The organism is Myxococcales bacterium, assembly GCA_016703425.1.
Classification (GTDB): Bacteria; Myxococcota_A; Polyangia; order Polyangiales; family Polyangiaceae; genus JADJCA01.
The window spans coordinates 493,260-510,748 of the sequence record JADJCA010000001.1; the positions used below are offsets into that span (position 1 = coordinate 493,260).

Here is a 17,489-nt window from a genome sequence, read left to right on the forward strand (position 1 = left end):
GGGGCGCGGTCCGAGCCAGCACGGCGATGAGCGCCGTGACGGCAACCCTCCAGTCAACGATAGGCGAGCGCGACCGGATGGAACGCCTCGTCGACTGCGAGTCCAGCGCGCTGGGTCAGACCCAGGAGCAGCTCCGCAATGGCGATCAATTGGTTCGGGCTCGCGTCGTTGACCCACCGGTCCGTCGGTCCCGTCTCGGGGTTCATCGAACACCGGGGGCGGGCATGGAAGGGTCGCCGAGGCGGCGGCGTCCCTCCGGCGGCTCTGGGGCGAGCAGCGCAACGAGGATCGCTTCCGCCTCCGCTTCGGTGAGGGCCAGAACGGCCGTGCGCCGCCCTTGGTGGTCGGCCGGCTGGAAGTAGTGGCCTTGGGTTGTGAGCTCGATCCAGCAGCCGCCGTCCATCGGCGACAGGTGGAACTCGATCGTCGGCTTCGTCTCGCAGCCCCAGTCCCCACAGCATCACGTCGCCGGGTGCGATGAGTCGCGGCATGCCGAAAGGATACCCGAGGGCTCGAGCCCGCTCCCCCGGCGCGAGTGGTACGTTGAAGCGATGGTGTGGGCACGCCTTCTGGTCCTCGCGGCGTGTGCGAGCTGCGCGTCGAGCGCCGCCGAGACCCGGCCCGTCGCCCCCCCGAGGATCATCGTCGAGTCGATTCGCTGTTACGTGCTGCAGCCGGTTCAATTCGCTCGCGGAGCGGCCACCATGGCCGCCGACTCGGAAGCCGTCGTCGACGCGCTGGCGCGCCCGATGATCGACGATCCGAAACAGTTTGTGCTCGTTGAGCTTTCGGGGCACGCGTCGAACGACGAGCCGCATCCGTCGACGCTCGCGCATCAGCGGGCGACTGCGCTCCGCGATGCGCTCGTGGCGCGTGGTGTCGACGCGTCGCGCCTTCGCGCAAAGGGCTACGGCGCGCACTGCACCCAGCGCGATAGTCCGAGCGATGCGGAGGCCGCGTTCAAAGACCGACGCGTCGAGATTCGGGTGCTCCGCACCCTAGACGGCGAGACCGGCGCCGAGGTCGGCTGCCCCGCCGCGAGGACCGCCGGCGCCGAGTGAGGACGGACGGCGCGCGTCGCCGCCTCAGGGCAGGAACTCGACGCTCGCGCTTGGCGAGCTGAGGCCGGCGAAGCACTTGACCGTTCCGGTGCGCGCGATGGCGCAGAAGCCGTCGCGTGAGCCGTCGATGGCCACGAAGTCGCCGAGCGGCACCGTGAGGTTCTTGTTGCCGCCCAAGCACTCGATGTTGCCCCCGGTGCGGACGCCGCACACGCCGTTGTCGTCGACGGCGACGTCGCGAAAGGTTGCCGTGGCGCTCGTCGTCGCGCCGGTGCACTTGAGGATTCCATCGGCGCGCAGACCGCAGAGGCCGCCGTGGCCCATGTCGATGCGTTCGAAGGGCCCGCCGGCGAGGGCGTTCGCAGACGGGGCGGTTCCCCAGCAGACCACCTGGCGAGCCAGGTTGAGGGCGCACGTGCGATAGACGTTCGCGACGAGCTGAACGTAGGTGCCGGCCGGCACGCTCGTCTGCCCCGAGCCGTTCTTCCCGAAACACGCGACGCTACCGCTATTGCGGCGTGCGCACGCGTGGTCGTAGCCGACGGCAATCTCCACGAACGGGCCCGCGGGCAGCGTTCCAAAGCTGGCGCCCCAGCAGTGAATCTCGCCGGCGTCATCGAGGCCGCACGCGCCGTTCGTCCCCGCGCCGACGCTCGTGTACTTGCCGGTGGGCGGCGTTGCGCGACCGCCGCTGTTGTTGCCCCAGCAGGCGAGCGTTCCGCTCTGCTGCACGCCGCACGCGTAGACCGAGCCCGCCGAGACGCGCCCTTGCGGCGCCGACTTCGCTCCGCAGTCGACGGGGCAGCCACCGCTCGCGGCGTCGTCGCAGCTCTCGAAGGGCGACACGTGGCCGTCACCGCAGGTCGATAGCTTGCAGGTCGGCTGGCAGCTGCCGTCGACCGACGACATGGGACCCGAGTCGCACTCCTCGGCGGGGCCGACGTAGCCGTCGCCGCATGTCGCGTTCTTGCACGCCTTGGTGCATGCGCCGTTGTTCGCGTTGGCGGCGCCGAGATCGCACTCTTCGCCGGGGCCGACGAGGCCGTCGCCGCAGCGTGCGGCTGCGCATGCCGTGGTGCAGGCCCCCGCGTCGTCGTTGGCGGCTCCGAGATCGCACTGCTCAAAGGGGCCCACGAGACCGTCGCCACAGACCGCCTTCTTGCAAGCCGACTTGCACGCGCTCGTGTCGCCGTTGGCGGCGCCGTTGTCGCACTCCTCACCGACTCCCACGTGGCCGTCGCCGCAGACGTCGGCGACGCACTGGGGCGTGCACGCGCCCGTGTCGAAGTTGCCGCAGCCGAGGTCGCACGTCTCGCCGGCCTCGAGCGAGCCGTTGCCGCAGGTTGTTCCGGTGGTGACGCACGACTTGTTCACCGTGCGGAAGGCGGCCACGCCGCCAAAAGCACCGAGCATCGGGACCGCGACGAGCGTGACCTTGCCGTCGGGCTTCGCGGCGACGTCGAGGGTCGCCGTGAAGGCGCCCTGAGTGCAATCGGTCTCGCCGAAGGCGTCACCCTTCCAGACGATCTTGCCGGCCGAGCAGGTGCCGCTCACCGTCACCTTGCCGCGCACGAGCGCATCCTCGGCTGGCGCCGTGATGTTCACCGTCGGCGCCGTGTACGACGGGTTCGACGAGGTGCACGTGCCGTTGTGGAACTGGTTGCCAACGGTCCTCGGCGGCACGACGGTGACGGTCTCGCCCTGCTCGAAGCTCGCGCCCCCCTTGTAGTAGCAGAGGCGAAGGACGTACGGCCCCGAGTTGGCCTGGTAGGTCGGCGAGCGAAACGACCAAAAGGAGACGGGCGACGAAACGGTTTGCGTCAGCGAAGACGCCGGCGTCGTGTTTTGCAGCGTGCAGGTCGGTGGCGACGCGACGGCGCTCGCCACGTAGTAGTTCGACGCCGCGCCGGCACCGACGAACGAGAGTCGCGCGCGATCGTTGAAGGTGCTCGCTGTGCAGCCGAGCGCTGCCATATGGGGCGGCGCCCCGACGATCGGCGCCGCGGGCGCGCTCGCCGTCGTCCCACCGCTGTAGAGCGGAACGTCATCGCCGTTGTCGCTGCAGACGCGAATGCCATAAACGGCGCCGGCGGTGAGGTCTTTCAGCGTGATCGCCGTGCTCGTCGTCACCACGCCTTGCCCAGCGGTGCAGTCGGCCGGCGCGCTTCCCGTGGCGAAGGCCACTCGATAGCGGGTCGCGCCCGCGACGGCGGCGAAGCTCACGGTGGCCCAGTTGAGGCCTCGCTCGTCGACCGTCACGCTCGCCGGATCGGCCGCCGGGGCGCGATGCAGAAAGGCTGTCGCCGTGACGCCGGTCGAGACGTCCGGCGTTGGGTTTCCATTCCGCGCGCAGACGCGGAAGGCGTACTCCTTGTTCGGCACAAGGCCGCTGACGCTCGCAGCGTTGTTCGAGACCTCGAGCGTTGCGCCGCTGCACGACGAAGGCGCGGTCGAGCCCTCCTGGTGCACGACGCGGTACGAGGTCGCCCCGCTGGCGGCGAGCCACGCGAGCTCGATCGTGTCGGTGGAGCCGGTCTTCTGCGCGGCCACAAGATCGCTCGGCTCGCCCGGAGGCAGCGACAAGGTTCGCGTCACAAGCGTCGCGCCGGCGGAGAAGGCCTTGCCGCCGCTAGCGGGCGTCGTCACAGCGCAGACACGAATGGCGTAGTCGGAGTCCGGCGTGAGGCCCGAGAGAGTCTTGCTGAGACTGGGGGCGGGCTCGAGGGTGGCGCCGAGACAGTCGGCCGGCGGCGTGGTGCCCGCCACGTGAGCCACCGCATAGTCGGTCGCGTGGGCAACGCCGGTCCAGGCGACGTGCAGCTCGGTGGGCGCCAGGGACTTGGCCTTGAGGCCCGTGACATCCGTCGCGGCGGTCGGCGTCGCCTCCGCGTCAGGCCCGGAGCCGCCATCGGCGCTCACGAGGCCGCCTTCGGCCTCAGGCGGCGACGGGGGCGCCGGATTCGCCGCGTCGCCTACTGCGGAGCCGCCGCTCGGGGCCACGTCGACGGGGCCGGAGCCGCCGCAGCCGTAGAGCCCAAGGAGCCCGAAAATCACCACGGCGGTTTTCGTCATGGTTCATGGACGGGCCTTTCGGCGAGGCCTTCTGGTGGGAATGGAATAATTACAGTCTCAGGGGACTGGTGGCGGTCCCTAAAACGCCCGCCGTGGCCTGGGCCGCCGTCGATGCCGACGGCTGAAGCCCGTCAGCTCCTTCGCGTCGCTAGAAGCGCCCCGCGAGGCCCACCGACGACAAGCCCACCTGCGGCGCCACATACGACCCCGCGCGCGGCGAGGCGCGTTCCCCCACGAGAGCGCCCACAAGGAAGACGCCCGCACCGGCGGCCATGACGCCGAAGCCCACGTTCGAAACGTTGGCGAGCGTCTTCGACGACGAGATGGAGTCGGCCGCAGTGTTGGGGCAATCCTGCCCGTTGCACAGAGACTTGGCTTCGCTCGCCTGCGAGAGCGACATGAGGCCAGCCACACTGCCAACAGCAGCGCCGGCGCCGGCCACCCCCAGCGCGATCCACGCGTACGTTGGAACGGTGCCCGCCTCGTCTGGCCCTGAAGGCGTCTTGGCGGCTGCGTCGGGCGCGGGCCGAGCCTCGGTCCTCTCGGGCGAACTCTCCGGCGAGCGTGCGCCGGCCGACTCCGGCGAGAGCACCACGCGCAGGATCTTCTTCTCGCCGGGCCCAACGGTGAACGGCGTCTCGCTGGCTCGGTAACCCGGGAGCTCCACCTGAAGCACGTGAGCGCCTGGGTTCAGGCGCCGCGGGAGCGTGGCCGCGACGGGAGGCAACGGAGCGCCGTCCATCGACACGCGAAGCGAAGACTCTCCGACCGAGCGGGGCCCCGAGAGCTCGAGCTGCACAGTAGCGACCAGCCCCGCCGTGCGCTGCGAGATCGAGCCACACGTGGCGCGCGCCGCGCGGAACGCTTCCGGTTCGCGGGCGTCTTTGGGAAAGCGCGCGACGGCGATGCAGGCTTCGTGGGCTTCCAACGGATGGCCCAGGGCCTCTTCGGCGCGCGCCACCTCAACGCCGGTGGAAGGCACCTGCATGATGGCGTCAGCACCTCGGAAGGCGCGGAGCGCAGCGGCGTAGTTCTTCTCTCCGAAGAGCCGATCGCCCTCGTCGAGCAGCGCCCGCGCCGTCGCCCGATCGGCGGCCGTGGGCTCTCGCGCTTGGGCCACGTTCGCGGACAAGAGCAGCGACGCAAGCAGCCACGTGGTTCGCGCGGGTCTTCGAGCCATGCGGCGCCGAGCGTATCACCGCCGGGCGCGTGTCCGCTGCAGGCGCGGAAACTGAGTGACGCCCCCGAGCACGCTCGTTACGCTCGGCGGTTCGATGGCAACGGGGGCACGGAGAAGGGCAGCCGTTTTGGCGCTCACGTCGGTGTCGCTCGCGGCTTGTCAGCTGCTGAGCGGTGTCGGCGATCTCCGCGTCGTCGACGACCCGCCGCGAGACGCCGCGACAAGCCTCGACGCCACGGGCGTCGCGGCCGACGGCGCCCCCCTCGACGGAGCCGGCGCTTCCGACGGTTCGGCAAGCGAGGCGGCGACCGACGCCGCGAGCGACGACGCAGGCCCCGGCACCGGCGACGCAACCGTCACGGACGCTAGCCCCGGGACCGATGGCGGCGACGGCGGAGCGGCCGACGCCAACGTGACTGACGGCGGAGTCGATGCGACCGACGGCAACGCGGGCGATGGCGGTGACGGCGGTCTTGCGTGCGATCCTTTCGCCGGCAGCGACGGTGGCGCGGGCACCACGACGGGGCTCGTAGCGCTCTACCGCGGCGACGGAACCGACTGGGCTCCGAATCCGGTCGCCGCCACGCAAGTCGACAACGTCACCCTCGGGCCCGACCGCTTCGGCCGGCTATGCGCGGGCCAATACAACGGCACCAGCAGTCGCATCAAAGTGAGCGGCCTCGCCAAGCTACCCATCAACGACGCCGATCGGACCTTCACCGCGTGGATCAAGACCACGACGCCGGTGGCCTCCATCGTCAATTGGGGTCGCGCCGCCAGCGTCAGCGGCGGCCCGCCGGCAGCCACCGCCGGAGAGCGCTCGGGGCTTCTCATCCGCACCGAGCGGGTGCTCTTCGCCGGCGAGTCACCGAACCCGCCGCAGTTCGATCTGGAGGGCGGCGACCCCGCAGCCAACGGCGTTTGGCACTTGTTTGGGGCCTCCTACGCGCAAGCGACGCGCACCGTGACGATCTACGAAGATGGCGTCGCCATCAGCGCGCTGGTCTTGCCGACGGCCATCCACACCGTGGGGAACGATCTGCAAATCGGCCGGGCGCCGGAGCCGCGAACGGTGCCGGAGTTCTTCTCCGGGAGCATCGACGAGGTGCGCGTCTACGGGCGCGTTTTGAGCGGCCCCGAGATGCTTGCACTCTACCATGATCGGGGGTTCTTCCCGGTCGAGGGCCTCGTGGGTCACTACCGGGGCGACGGCGTCGACCGCTCACCGAGCCCCGTCGCCGCGACGGCGCCCTTGGCCGGCAACGCGGTGCCCGACCGGCAAGGTGTCGCCAACCAAGCGCGCGCCTACATCGCGAGCTCGACGCAGGCGCTGACGGTGCCGAGCCAGGCCAAGCTGCCCCAAGGCAACGCCGATCGAACGCTCTCGGCGTGGATTCACGTACCGAGCACGGGTGGCGACATGGGCGTCGTCAATTGGGGCAGCTCGGTCATCGGGCGACGCTCCGGCCTCCTCGTGGGGTACGACACGTTCCACGCCGGCGGTCCCGCCTGGTACGCCGCCTTCGCCGGGCAAGCGGCCGATCTTCGCGCTTACCCGGCGAGCTTCACCACGGGCAAGTGGATGCACCTTGCAGCGACCTACGATCACCGAGGCACGGCGGTCCTCTATCTCAATGACGCGCAGGTCGCCCTCGGCGGGCTAGGGCCCAGCGCAGCCGTCCTCAACACCGACGCGACCCTGCCGATGTACATCGGCCGCTCGCCCGATCTCGCCGGCGTGCCGCACGAATTCTTCAACGGCGCCATCGACGACGTGCGCGTCTTTGGGCGAACGCTGACGCGCGGCGAAGTGCGCGCGCTCGTGCACGAGCGGGGCTATAACCCGCTGTAGCGGAGCCCGCGGGAGCTGCGGTGGGTCGGGGCGCGCTGCAGGCGTCCCTCAGAGCTTGACCAACTGGGAGTCGAAGACCTTCTTCGGGAGGTAGTCGTCAACGAGGCGCCTGTCGTGGAGAAGCGCGTCCAGTTCGACCTTGGCTCCCAAGTCGAGGAGGACGGCGAGTTCTTCGCGCACGCGGCTGTTGACGTACGCGTGCGACGGATGGGCAAGCAGCCGGCGGATGGCCTCACGCTCGTCGTCGTCGAGCGGAATCCGGGCGTCGGCGTGGCAGGTGCGCTCGATCTCGGACGGATAGAGCCCGGCCCACCACACGTTGTTGCAGGCGAGCCAGGGCGTCTCGAGCGCCGTCGAGATGGCCCCGTGCGCAAACGTGAGGGCGACTTGAATGCCGCCAAGATCCCCGTCGACGCAGAGCAAGGCCGGGATGCCGAGGGTGTCGACCAGCGTGCCCACGAACTCGCGCGTCGAGAGCGATGGGAATCCCTCTGCGCACACGATGATGCAGCGGGCGGCCTCCCGCCAGCGCTCCTGCGCAAGACGAACGGCGATGGAGTGCTTCTCGACGACGAGAATGAAGTCTGCGTCGGAGCGATCTCGACGTCGTCCGTGAATCGCGGGACGCCGATGCCCCTCGGTCCAAGCTTCGAGACGTCGAGGATCTGTTCTCCATCGCGGAGGACAAGCCAGCCGAACATGAGGCCCCGCCGAGCCTCCACGAAGCCGAGGGATCTCCGCCGGACACCGAGCAGGGTTGCGAGCGCGGCGATGGCGCGATCGCTCTCGACCTGGCCGGCTTCGCCGTCGGCGAGCCTCGCCTGATGCTGGTAGTAGAGCCCGCGCTTGGTGGTGTAGACGCCGACGCGAAGGTTGTCGGACGCCGCTTCGGCGGCCAAAAGGAGGCGCATGAGCGCCTTGCCGCTTCGGCGATCGAGCGCCAGACGCCGAACGTTCTGTCCGAGGAAGACGTTCCCTCGGTCGTCGTGGAGGCTGTTCATGCGATGCAAGTCGGGAACGTCGACCCACGGCACTTCTCCCGCTTCCACTCGCTCCGCGACGTACTGAGTGAACGCCGCAAGCCGCGCGCGGGCGTCGTCCGCGGGGACCTCGGCAGCGTGCTGCGCGTGTTCTGGAAATGCGATGGGGGCACGCACGATGGGGTGCCGCTCACGCATCCGGGCCGCGCGCTCATCGGCCGAGGCCGCGCCGTGACCGCGAGCTGTCTCTTCTCGCATCGTTGCTCCAGTCGCGACGAGCTCGGGAACAACGGGCGTTCGACGGAACGCCGGACTCGACGAATCGGGCGCCCGCAGTCGCCCTGCCTGGAGATCCTTGATGCGCGCACGGATGATCGGCTCAGGGAGCGTCGCGGTGCGCCTCAGGTACGCGTCGAACGAAGCGATGACCTCTCGGGATGCAATCCGTGCCATCGGTTCTCCCCTCGGCGGTCAAGGATGCGAGCGTTGTGAGCGGCAAGTACTCCGGCGGACGAGCGAGAACGCGAATCTTGAACCGGCGGTTCCTGATTAATCTCGCCCGGCCGTCGGAGCGATCAGGGATACCACGTCGCGAGGAGGCCTCCCACGCGGGCCGCGGGTGACTTCTAGTCGGCCGTCGGTCCGTCTTTGGCGCCGTCGGCCGCGCCCGCGTCTTGGGAAAACGACGGGCACCCAGCGTCGAAAACACAGGGCGCGCCATAGACCTCATGGGATGAGCAATCCGCCATAGACGCGCTGCTCGCGAGCGCGCCGGCCGTCACCGCGTGCCAGCGCCACATTCCGCCTTTCGGCGAGCGCGCAGCGAAGTCGGAAGGCAACGGCGCCTTGCAGAACGGGCACGCGGGCTCGCTCGTGCGGGCGTGGCGCAGACACTTGGGGCAGGGGAGGAGGTTCATGAACGCGCCTTTCGCATCGCCGATCGACAGCTTGGACTACTTCTTCGCGAGCAATGCTTCGAGCTCTCGGACGCGCGCCTTTGCGGCGGCCTCGCGCGCGAGGGCCGCTTCCGCCACCTCGGACGGCAGCGGCACGAGCGCGCCATCTTGCAAGAGACGCAGCGCCACGGGCCAGCGCTCCGCCGGCGCCACGATCCACTCGAACACGCCACCGAAGGCCTCCGATAGCGTGATGCAAGGCGTTCGCTCCGCCTCCACGACGCGCTCGACGAAGTCGCCCTCGACCCGATCCCACACGCGGATGCGCGAGCCCTCGGGCGCGTCGACGTCGAAGCAGACGAATTCGTCGACGCCCATGGCCTCGTAGGCTTCGCGCTTCTCCGTGAGCGTCCAGCGCTCGCGCGTGTCTGAGAGCGACAGCACCTCGACGGTGAGCTCCGGCACGCCAAGCTCCCACGTCTTCCACGAGCCGTGCTCGAACATCTCGGCCTGCGGCAGGCCGGGCTTCACGGCTGCGTCCGGCGCACGGCGACCGCGATCGTCGTTCAGCGTCGCGTTCCAGTAGACGAACATGTCCGCCGAGACGGCGTTCGCCTCACCGCAAAGCGCTCGCAGGAGCAGCTTCAGGAACATGCACAAATCTTCGTGCCGAGGGTGCTGGCCCAAGTGCTCCTCCTCCGGCTCCGATTCCGGAAAATGAAGCGGCCGCACGGGGCGCACGTGCCTGAGTTCGGTGACGACCTTGGTCGCGGGATTCGGCGACGACGCCATGCCCGCAAGTGTACCTGGTCTCTCTCGACGTGCCCCGTGCGGTCGCATCACCGGCACTCAAGCAGGACGCGCGCCACGACGCCGCACGCGGAACTCTTGATGAATCGGGTGACGCGACCTGTCCGCGGACACTTTTCGCTGTCCGTGGACGGACCTCTCTAGCGATACGCAAGCGCGACGGGATGGAACGCCTCGTCGACTGCGAGTCCAGCGCGCTGGGTCAGACCCAGGAGCAGCTCCGCGACGGCGACGAGCTGGTTCGGGGTGCCGTCGTTGATCCACCGGTCCGTCGGTCCCGTCTCGAGGGGCAGCGTCATCCGAACGCAGCCGACGGAGTCGGGCATCGAGGAATGGTCGAGGCGGCGAGGCCCATCGGGCTCAGACGCGAGCAGCGCAACAAGGGTCGCCTCCGTCTCCGCGTCGGTGAGGGCCAGAACGGCCGTGCGCCGCCCGCGCTGGTCGGCCGGCTGGAAGTACTGGCCTTGGGCGACGAGCTCCATCCAGCAGCCGCCATCCATCGGGGCGAGGCGGAACTCAATCGTCGGCTTCGTCTCGCAACCCCAACCCCACAACATCACGTGGCCGGGTCCGGTGAGGCGCGGCATGGCGAAAGGATACCCCAGGGGTAAGAACGCCTCCGACAGCGATGACGCGGCGTCCGCACCTCCGACGACTGCACGGCTCCGCGTGGAGTCTGCACACGGCTGCGCGCTCGCGCCGGGGCAATCCGCTTTCGCCTTCTGTTGGCAAAAATCGCGCTAAAGTGAGCCATGGCGAGCCGCAAGTGGCAAGGAGGGCGGGTCGCGAGCCACGAGGCGCTCGATCGAGCCGACGAGGCGTTTTGGGAGCGCGCGGGGCCCGCCGCGCGGTTTGTCGCATCCATCGAGCTTGCGCTGCAGACCTGGAGCTTGAAGCACCCCGATGAACCTCCCCCGCGATTTGGCCGCGATGCTTTCGGCGTTCGAAAAGCGAGGCGTGCGCTACCTGGTCGTGGGCGGCCACGCCGTCAGCCTCCACGCTAGACCCCGTTCGACCAAGGACCTCGACCTTTGGCTCGACGCCAACGCCACCAACGTTGCGCGCGCGTGCGTTGCGCTCGCAGATTTCGGGTTGCCGTCGACCCTTGTCGAGGAGCTCCGAGTCGCGAAGCCCGACGAGATCATTTGGATCGGGCGACCACCAGCGCGTGTCGACTTCTTGCTGACACTCCCTGGCGTGACCTTCACCGCCGCTTGGAGTAGGCGCGTGATGGTCGACCTGGCTGGTGTGGCCGTTTCGGTCATTGGTCGTGAGGATCTCATTGCGAACAAGGTGGCCGTGGGGCGACCGCAGGATCGTCGCGACGTGCGGGCCCTCGAGAAGGCCGCGGCGACGGCGTCGCCAGCCAAACGTCGTCGCACGCGAACTTGAATGGGCGCGACGCGTGGCTACGCGCGGCTACGCGCGGCCGCTCACAGCTCGCGCTCCGAGATGCGCGCGTAGCCTTCCTCGCCAGCCCGGCAGAGCGCGCTGAGCCTCGAACAGACTAGGCGGTTCGTCGCGTCGCCGGCTTCGTCGGCTCGGCCTCCCAATCAGGGAAGAGCAGGATGGCCGGGTGCGTGTGGAGTGCTCGGGCGAGGCGACGCGCCCTCTCCGCGCCAAGCTAAGCGCCCTCCTTCAATGGCCAGAGGCCGGTTGGGGACGCCGGCCGCTTCGCAGGGGGGTCATACTTGAAGCTTCCGCATCTCGGAGCACTCGCCCGGCCATGTGCCCGCAGCTCGGCTGCATGCTCACGTTGCCAGACCTCCTCGCGGACGGCCCGCTCACAGCTCGCGCTCCGAAATCCGCGCGTAGCTGTCCTCGCCAGCCCGGCAGAGTGCGCTGAGCGTTGCGATGCGCGGCATCTCGGTCGCGAGCCAGTACTCCATCGAGAGGATGCGCCCGCGGAGGAAGTCGACCTCTTCGCTGCCAGCGCCGCCAACCCTGCTTCCGCCGCCGCCACCCGCCGCCGCGAGCCGCTCGGTGGCCGCAGCGCCGCACTCGAGGTGCTGCCAGCCCACGACGAGCGTCGAGAAGAGGTCGAGGTAGTCGGTCGCGTGGAGCATCATCGCGGCCACATCACCGGCGGCGCCGCGGGCGCCGAGCTCGGCCGTCAGCGCGAGGACGGTCGCGAGCCCCTCGCCGACGACGGCGCACCACCGCTTCTCAACGCCCGCACGCGCCGCCCGCTCCACCGTGCGCTCGACCTCGACGCGCAGCGCGAGCATCGCCGCGCCGCCGCCGGCAACGGCCTTGCGACCGAGGAGGTCCATCGCCTGAATGCCCGTTGTTCCTTCGTGGAGGCTGTTGAGCTTCTGATCGCGGAGCCACGCTTCCACCGGATATTCGCTCGAGTAGCCGTAGCCGCCGTGGATCTGCAGCGCGAGCGCGTTGGCCTCGTAGCCCCGCTCGGCAGGGAACGACTTGGCTACGGGGGTGAGCAGATCGAGCAATACACGCGCGTGTTCGCGCTGCTCCGCGCCTGCGCCGTGCTCGGCGACGTCGGCGAAGAGCGCCGCCCGCGTCACCGTCGCCATGGCGCCTTCGACGATGGCCTTCTGCCGGAGGAGCATTCGCCGCACGTCGGTGTGCATGACGATGGGGACCGGCGGCGTGCCCGGATCCTTCGCCATGAGCGGTCGCCCTTGTCGGCGTGTCTTCGCGTATTCGAGCGACTCGAGGTACGCGACAGAGGCGGTCGCCACGCCGTTCATGCCGACCATGATCCGCGCCTCGTTCATCATCTGGAACATCGCCGCGAGGCCACGGTGCGGCTCGCCGACGAGGTACCCGTGACAATCGCCCCCCTCGCCGTACGAGAGCGCCACGCTCGGAAGACCACGCCAGCCGATCTTGTGGATGAGGCCCGTGACGGCGACGTCGTTGTCGACGAGACGGTCGCCTTCGACGCGACGCTTGGGGACGCAGAAGAGAGAGACGCCCTTGGTGCCCGCCGGCGTGGACGGCGCATCGATGCGCGCGAGCGTCATGTGCACGATGTTCTCGGCGGCGTCGTGATCGCCACCGGAGATGAAGATCTTCGCGCCGCTCATCCGAAAGCTGCCATCGGCCATCGGCTTCGCCAGCGCGGCGACATCCGCGAGGCTCGAGCCGGCCTGCGGCTCCGTGAGCGCCATCGTGCCGGTCCAACGTCCTTCGTAGAGCGGTCGCATGTACCGCTCGCGCAAGGACTCGTTGCCAAACGTCTCGAGCAAGTGCGCGGCGCCGCCCGACAGGCCCACGTAACCGTAGGCCGAAAGGTTGGCCGCCATCAGGTACGCCGTTGCGAGCGAAAAGACGCTGAGCGGGAGCTGCATCCCGCCGACGGCTGCGGGCCGCGTGGCGACGACGAGCCCTAGCTCAGACAGCGCGGGCCAGAGTTCGCGCATGCGCGGGTGGACGAGGACGCGGCCTGCCTCGAAGCGCGGGGGCGTCTCGTCGAGCGTATTGTACGCGGGGTAGAGCACCTCTCGAGCGAAGCGCGCTGCCGCACCGAGCACCGAGTCGAACGTCATGCGCGAGTGCTCGGCGAAGTAGGGGAGCGATGTGAGCGCCGTGACCTCGAGGACGTCGTAGAGCAGAAAGGAGACGTCTCGATCGCGGACGAGCGGGTTCATGGGCTCCGCATGGTAGCGCTCCCTACGCCGCACGCGGCTCCCGCGTTGCACGCAAAGCGGCCCTTCGCTAGCGTCGCGCCGATGCCGTCGAGCAGGAAGCCTTCGAAGGGACGGCGCCGCCCTGACACCGAGGGGCTCCCGGCGCTGATCGATGCGCTGAGCGCACGACTTCGGCGGGAAGGCGACGCGACGCGCGCCGCGGGGCAGAAGGCGTACCTCAAGAGCGAGCTCGCCTTCTTCGGCGTGGCGCAACCGGTTATTCGCGTCCTCGCTCGGGAGCTCGTGCGCGAGCACCGTGATGTGGCGCCGCTCGTGCTCGCGCGAGCCCTCTTCGAAACGCGGTGGCACGAGCATCGCGCCGTCGCGATCGGTGTGCTGGAGCTTCGCGCGTCGGAGCTAGGGCCATCGGCGCTGCCGAGGCTCATCGAGCTGGTCCGCGAGGGCGCCGGCTGGGCGTACGTCGACTGGCTCGCCACGAAGGTCATCGGCCCCATCCTCGCGGCGAACCCGCGCGAGCTCCGGCGGCTCGAGCTCTGGGCCGGCGACGACGACTTCTGGGTTCGCCGGACGGCGCTCCTCGCGATGAACGACGCGTTGCGAGCCGGCGGTGGCGACTTCGAGCTCTTCTCGAAGCTTGCGGTGCCGATGTTGGGCGAGCGCGAGTTCTTCATCCGCAAGGCGATCGGTTGGGTGCTCCGCGAGGTCTCGAAGAAGCGACCGGCGTTGGTCCGCGCCTTCGTGGAACGGCACCGGCACGCCATGAGCGGCCTCACGCTCCGCGAGGCCACGAAGTACCTCGCGGCTCCGGCCGCGGAATCGGGGCGGGGGCAGGTAAGAGGGCAGGTGAGAGCGCGCCCCGCGGCGCCGAATTCCGCGGGCGCGCGTCCGCGAGGGCGGCGCCCGCGGAAGCGATGACGGGCGCTCGGGCGGCGGGCGGCTAGAGGCGGCGCGCCGCGGCGCCGCGAATGAGTGCGAGCAACCGAACGCCGCACCACCTACGGCGGGACGAACACGTCCGCTGCGTTTCCCGGCACGGAGCCCGCGCCTCCGACTCCGTGAACGAGCAGCGTCGAGGGTCCATACTCCACGCTGGCGCCCGCGTTTTGCACGATCGCGTACGACGAGCCCCCGGCGCCGCGGCCACCGTTGCCGCCTGCGCTTCCGGTGCCACCGACGGTGCCCACGCCGCCTTGGCCTGTGGCGAACTGCGTCGCCGCGCATGCCCCCTGCACGCTTTCGCATTGCGTGGCGCAGGCGACGGGCGGCGCCGCTGTGCCTGCGAGCCCCGTCCCCCCCGGACCGCCTGAGCCGCCGGGGCCGCCAAGCGCTCCCGCACCGCCGTCGCCCGCCTTGAGTGCGCCACCCGAGAGAACGATCGTCGCGTCCCAGGCGAGCAGCGCGACGGTGCTGCCGCCGCCGGCACCACCCGCGCCGCCGCGTCCGCCATGGCCACCGCAGCCTGACTTGGCTTGCGTGCCGCAGTAGCGCAGGCTCGAGCTGATCGAGCACGTGGTCGTCCCTGCGCATTGGTTGACGCAAGCGACGCATTGGCCATCTCCGCCCGGCGGCGCCGCGTTGCCTGCGAGGCCGTCGGCCCCGGGGGTACCCGCGCGCGCTTCGTATCCGCTCCGGGAGAACGTGCCCAACTCCGTCGCGTCGGCGCCGCTCGGGCCAGCGAGCGTGGCGGCTGCGCCGTCGGCGCTGGGGCAGTCGTCGGCGCCGGCTTCGCCCGTCGTACCGCTCGCGCCAGGCGAACCTTCCGGCGCCGCCGCCACGGAGATCGTCACGGCTGTGAGCTCGACGCGCGTGGACGCACCGACCGCTCGGAGTCCGATCGCGCTCTCGCCCGGGCCGCGACGGGTCGGCCGAAAGGTAAGGTCAATGAGCTGCGCAGTGCCGCCAATGTCTTCGGCGACAAGATCGGCCGCCACGAGGGTCGTCGCGTTGGTGATGCCTTTGCAGTCCTTGGCCCAGGTGGGAGGCCCGGGGTTCGCGCGAGGCCGCGGGTAACGCTCCCACCCACCCTCAATGACGAGGTCCGCGCGGAGGGAAATGGTCTCGCCGCCCAGAGTGCCTCCGGCCACGAAGATCCGTTGGGCGGCCAGGTCCCGAGTCGCCCATTGGATCGTCTTGCACGGCGCCGCGGCGTCGCCGCACGTCTCCGAGTCGGTGCCGTCCTTCGCGACGAACGTCCCGGATGCTGCGCCCCGGAGGCATACGGGCAGGGGGGGATCGGGCGGAGCGGAGGGACTCTTGGGAGGCACGACCCCGTGCGGCATGGCCCACACGCCTGAGGCGGGCCCACAGTTGGAGCACGTATTCGGTATGCGCGCGTCGCAGGACGCCAACGCGCACGCGCTCGCGAAGATGACCCACGAGCGTAGACGCATCGCCCCCATGGCTCGCGCGCGGAGCAACATGCATACCCGGTGCGCCCGCGCGGAGAAACCCGCGCGGGCCAAGACGGACATATGACGCGCGTGTCGCGGGGCTGGCCTTCGTCGCCTACGGGACCACGAACACGTCCGCCGCGTTGCCTCGCACAGAACCGGCGCCTCCGACTCCGTGACCCAGCCTCGTTGTCGGTCCGTACTCCACCGCGGCGCCTGCGTTCTTGACGATCGCATACGACGAGCCCCCGGCCCCGCGACCCCCGCTCCCGCCCGCGCTTCCGGCGCCGCCGACGGTGCCGGCACCGCCTTGGCCGGCGGCCGGCTGAGTCCCCGTGCAGCCGCCGAGGATGTATTCGCACTGGGTGCTGCACGCGACGGGCGGATCGGCGATGCCCGCGCGGCCCGTTCCTCCGGCCCCACCCGGCCCGCCAACGCCCGGGGAAGCAGCCGAGCCTCCGTTGGCTGCGTAGAGTGAGCCGCCGTTGAGCACGACGGTGGCGTCCCACGCGAGGAGCGCGACGCTGCTGCCGCCGCCCCCGCTTCCTGCTCCGCCGCGTCCTCCTCCGCCGCCACAGCCGGACTTCGCCTGACTGCCGCATTGGCGCAGACTCGTCGCCACAGAGCACGTGGTCGTGCCCGCGCTCGTCGTGGCCGCGCATTGGGTGACACAATCCACGCATGTACCGGTCCCTCCGGCGAGCGCGGCGTTGCCGGGAAGGCCGTCGGCGCCGGCCTGACCGTCTCGCGCCTGGTAGCCTTCGGCCGAGAACGTTCCCGTCTCCGTTGCGTCGGCTCCATTCGCACCAGACGTCGTGGCGGCGGCGCCATCGGCGCTCGGGCAGTCGTCGCCTCCCGCGTCTCCGGCGGCGCCCTTCGCGCCCTTCTTCCCCATCGGTGCGCTCGCGCTGATTCGAACGTTGTCGAGTTCGACGCGGGTCGTGGCACCGACGGCCCGGACGCCTATCGACGTTTCTCCGGGAGTGGTCTCGGCGACTTCGAGTTCGAGGTCGATCAGCCTCGCCGTGCCCGCAACATCCTCAGCCACAATCGGGCCGGTCGAGATCGCCGTCTTGGGATTACCCTTGCCCGGGCAGTCCTTCTCCCAGACAGCCATGCGCAGAGGGGCCAAGAGACTCATCGGTGCAGTGGCGCCCAGAACAAACTTTCGCCGCCAGCCTCCTTCGATGACAACGTCGCGGCGGAGGACCACCGGAACCTCAACGTGGTTCCTGGGGATCGCGGCACCGTCGACGACGACGAGCTTGGCGTCGGCTTTCCGCAACGCCCAGCCGAGGGTTCGGCAAGGACCGTCCCAGTCGGGGTCGTGCGGCGAGGTGTACTGCGGGTACCGGCCGCCGCACCTCTCCCCATCGGCCCCGTCTTCCGCAACGAAGACCGCGTGTTCGACGGTCCTCGCACACGTCGGCTCCGCGGGCAGGGGTTCCGGTGGCGTCTCCGGCGCATCGGGGACGGTCCGCGCGTACGGCAGGTCGTCCGTCGGTAGCTTCTTCACGTGCTGGCTACACGCCAAGACGCCGCACGCGCTCGCGAAGAGCATGCACACGCATCGACGCCTCGCCCCCATGGCTCGCGCGCGGAGCAACATGCATACCGTCGCGCCCCCGCGG

15 protein-coding genes are annotated in these 17,489 nt (G+C 70.0%); 4 read left to right on the plus strand and 11 right to left on the minus strand.

The features are described from left to right. Positions 1–53: 53 nt before the first annotated feature. Together IPG50_02120 and IPG50_02125 are read right to left on the minus strand one after the other, a co-directional pair. Complete coding sequence (locus tag IPG50_02120) at positions 54–206, minus strand: hypothetical protein (protein MBK6690997.1); 153 nt, start codon at positions 204–206, stop codon at positions 54–56. After that, entirely contained in the window at positions 203–403 is a 201-nt protein-coding gene (locus IPG50_02125) for a hypothetical protein (GenBank protein ID MBK6690998.1), read from the minus strand. Before IPG50_02125 ends, IPG50_02120 begins: the two co-directional genes overlap by 4 nt. Positions 404–551: 148 nt before the next feature. On the opposite strand from IPG50_02125, the gene IPG50_02130 reads away from it, so the two are divergent. Then, entirely contained in the window at positions 552–1,061 is a 510-nt protein-coding gene (locus tag IPG50_02130) for an OmpA family protein (GenBank protein ID MBK6690999.1), read from the plus strand. Between the two features lie 24 nt (positions 1,062–1,085). Here the strand turns inward: IPG50_02130 and IPG50_02135 are convergent, their stop codons facing one another. Continuing rightward, entirely contained in the window at positions 1,086–4,133 is a 3,048-nt protein-coding gene (locus tag IPG50_02135) for a fibronectin type III domain-containing protein (protein MBK6691000.1), read from the minus strand. Positions 4,134–4,281: 148 nt separating this feature from the next. Continuing rightward, positions 4,282–5,313 carry a hypothetical protein gene (locus IPG50_02140; GenBank protein MBK6691001.1) on the minus strand — a complete coding sequence of 344 codons (1,032 nt, stop codon included), beginning with the start codon at positions 5,311–5,313 and terminating at the stop codon, positions 4,282–4,284. Positions 5,314–5,440: 127 nt separating this feature from the next. On the opposite strand from IPG50_02140, the gene IPG50_02145 reads away from it, so the two are divergent. Further along, a complete protein-coding gene (locus IPG50_02145; GenBank protein MBK6691002.1) occupies positions 5,441–7,165 on the plus strand; it encodes a LamG domain-containing protein in 1,725 nt (574 codons plus the stop codon). On the opposite strand, the gene IPG50_02150 is transcribed toward IPG50_02145, so the two are convergent. The 4 genes from IPG50_02150 to IPG50_02165 form a co-directional block, all read right to left on the minus strand. Then, positions 7,150–8,598 (minus strand): hypothetical protein, encoded by a 1,449-nt coding sequence (locus IPG50_02150; GenBank protein ID MBK6691003.1) that lies wholly within the window; start codon positions 8,596–8,598, stop codon positions 7,150–7,152. The two genes, IPG50_02145 and IPG50_02150, sit on opposite strands and share 16 nt — an antisense overlap. A gap of 173 nt (positions 8,599–8,771) precedes the next feature. Then, the gene (locus IPG50_02155; protein MBK6691004.1) at positions 8,772–9,062 is read right to left on the minus strand and encodes a hypothetical protein; all 291 of its coding nucleotides are present in this window, start codon (positions 9,060–9,062) and stop codon (positions 8,772–8,774) included. 36 nt (positions 9,063–9,098) lie between these two features. After that, positions 9,099–9,833, minus strand: a complete 735-nt coding sequence (locus tag IPG50_02160) for a Uma2 family endonuclease (GenBank protein MBK6691005.1) — start codon at positions 9,831–9,833, stop codon at positions 9,099–9,101. Between the two features lie 158 nt (positions 9,834–9,991). Further along, on the minus strand, positions 9,992–10,438 hold the full coding sequence (locus IPG50_02165) for a hypothetical protein (protein MBK6691006.1): 447 nt from the start codon (positions 10,436–10,438) through the stop codon (positions 9,992–9,994). 316 nt (positions 10,439–10,754) lie between these two features. Here IPG50_02165 and IPG50_02170 point away from each other — a divergent pair, with 316 nt between their 5' ends. After that, complete coding sequence (locus IPG50_02170) at positions 10,755–11,243, plus strand: nucleotidyltransferase (GenBank protein ID MBK6691007.1); 489 nt, start codon at positions 10,755–10,757, stop codon at positions 11,241–11,243. A gap of 392 nt (positions 11,244–11,635) precedes the next feature. Here IPG50_02170 and IPG50_02175 read toward each other — a convergent pair whose 3' ends face one another. Continuing rightward, positions 11,636–13,468, minus strand: a complete 1,833-nt coding sequence (locus IPG50_02175) for an acyl-CoA dehydrogenase (GenBank protein ID MBK6691008.1) — start codon at positions 13,466–13,468, stop codon at positions 11,636–11,638. Positions 13,469–13,549: 81 nt separating this feature from the next. On the opposite strand from IPG50_02175, the gene IPG50_02180 reads away from it, so the two are divergent. After that, positions 13,550–14,383, plus strand: coding sequence for a DNA alkylation repair protein (locus IPG50_02180; GenBank protein MBK6691009.1), 834 nt, complete (start codon positions 13,550–13,552; stop codon positions 14,381–14,383). An 80-nt stretch (positions 14,384–14,463) separates the two neighbouring features. On the opposite strand, the gene IPG50_02185 is transcribed toward IPG50_02180, so the two are convergent. Further along, positions 14,464–15,747 carry a hypothetical protein gene (locus tag IPG50_02185; GenBank protein ID MBK6691010.1) on the minus strand — a complete coding sequence of 428 codons (1,284 nt, stop codon included), beginning with the start codon at positions 15,745–15,747 and terminating at the stop codon, positions 14,464–14,466. A 226-nt stretch (positions 15,748–15,973) separates the two neighbouring features. Next, positions 15,974–17,419 carry a hypothetical protein gene (locus IPG50_02190; GenBank protein ID MBK6691011.1) on the minus strand — a complete coding sequence of 482 codons (1,446 nt, stop codon included), beginning with the start codon at positions 17,417–17,419 and terminating at the stop codon, positions 15,974–15,976. Positions 17,420–17,489: the final 70 nt, after the last annotated feature.

Bases quoted from the DNA above. Each gene is read 5' to 3' on its own strand.
- IPG50_02120 (MBK6690997.1), bottom strand. From the start codon at position 206: ATGAACCCCGAGACGGGACCGACGGACCGGTGGGTCAACGACGCGAGC.
- IPG50_02125 (MBK6690998.1), bottom strand. From the start codon at position 403: ATGGACGGCGGCTGCTGGATCGAGCTCACAACCCAAGGCCACTACTTC.
- IPG50_02130 (MBK6690999.1), top strand. From the start codon at position 552: ATGGTGTGGGCACGCCTTCTGGTCCTCGCGGCGTGTGCGAGCTGCGCG.
- IPG50_02135 (MBK6691000.1), bottom strand. From the start codon at position 4,133: ATGACGAAAACCGCCGTGGTGATTTTCGGGCTCCTTGGGCTCTACGGC.
- IPG50_02140 (MBK6691001.1), bottom strand. From the start codon at position 5,313: ATGGCTCGAAGACCCGCGCGAACCACGTGGCTGCTTGCGTCGCTGCTC.
- IPG50_02150 (MBK6691003.1), bottom strand. From the start codon at position 8,598: ATGGCACGGATTGCATCCCGAGAGGTCATCGCTTCGTTCGACGCGTAC.
- IPG50_02155 (MBK6691004.1), bottom strand. From the start codon at position 9,062: ATGAACCTCCTCCCCTGCCCCAAGTGTCTGCGCCACGCCCGCACGAGC.
- IPG50_02160 (MBK6691005.1), bottom strand. From the start codon at position 9,833: ATGGCGTCGTCGCCGAATCCCGCGACCAAGGTCGTCACCGAACTCAGG.
- IPG50_02165 (MBK6691006.1), bottom strand. From the start codon at position 10,438: ATGCCGCGCCTCACCGGACCCGGCCACGTGATGTTGTGGGGTTGGGGT.
- IPG50_02170 (MBK6691007.1), top strand. From the start codon at position 10,755: ATGAACCTCCCCCGCGATTTGGCCGCGATGCTTTCGGCGTTCGAAAAG.
- IPG50_02175 (MBK6691008.1), bottom strand. From the start codon at position 13,468: ATGAACCCGCTCGTCCGCGATCGAGACGTCTCCTTTCTGCTCTACGAC.
- IPG50_02180 (MBK6691009.1), top strand. From the start codon at position 13,550: ATGCCGTCGAGCAGGAAGCCTTCGAAGGGACGGCGCCGCCCTGACACC.
- IPG50_02185 (MBK6691010.1), bottom strand. From the start codon at position 15,747: ATGCCGCACGGGGTCGTGCCTCCCAAGAGTCCCTCCGCTCCGCCCGAT.
- IPG50_02190 (MBK6691011.1), bottom strand. From the start codon at position 17,419: ATGCTCTTCGCGAGCGCGTGCGGCGTCTTGGCGTGTAGCCAGCACGTG.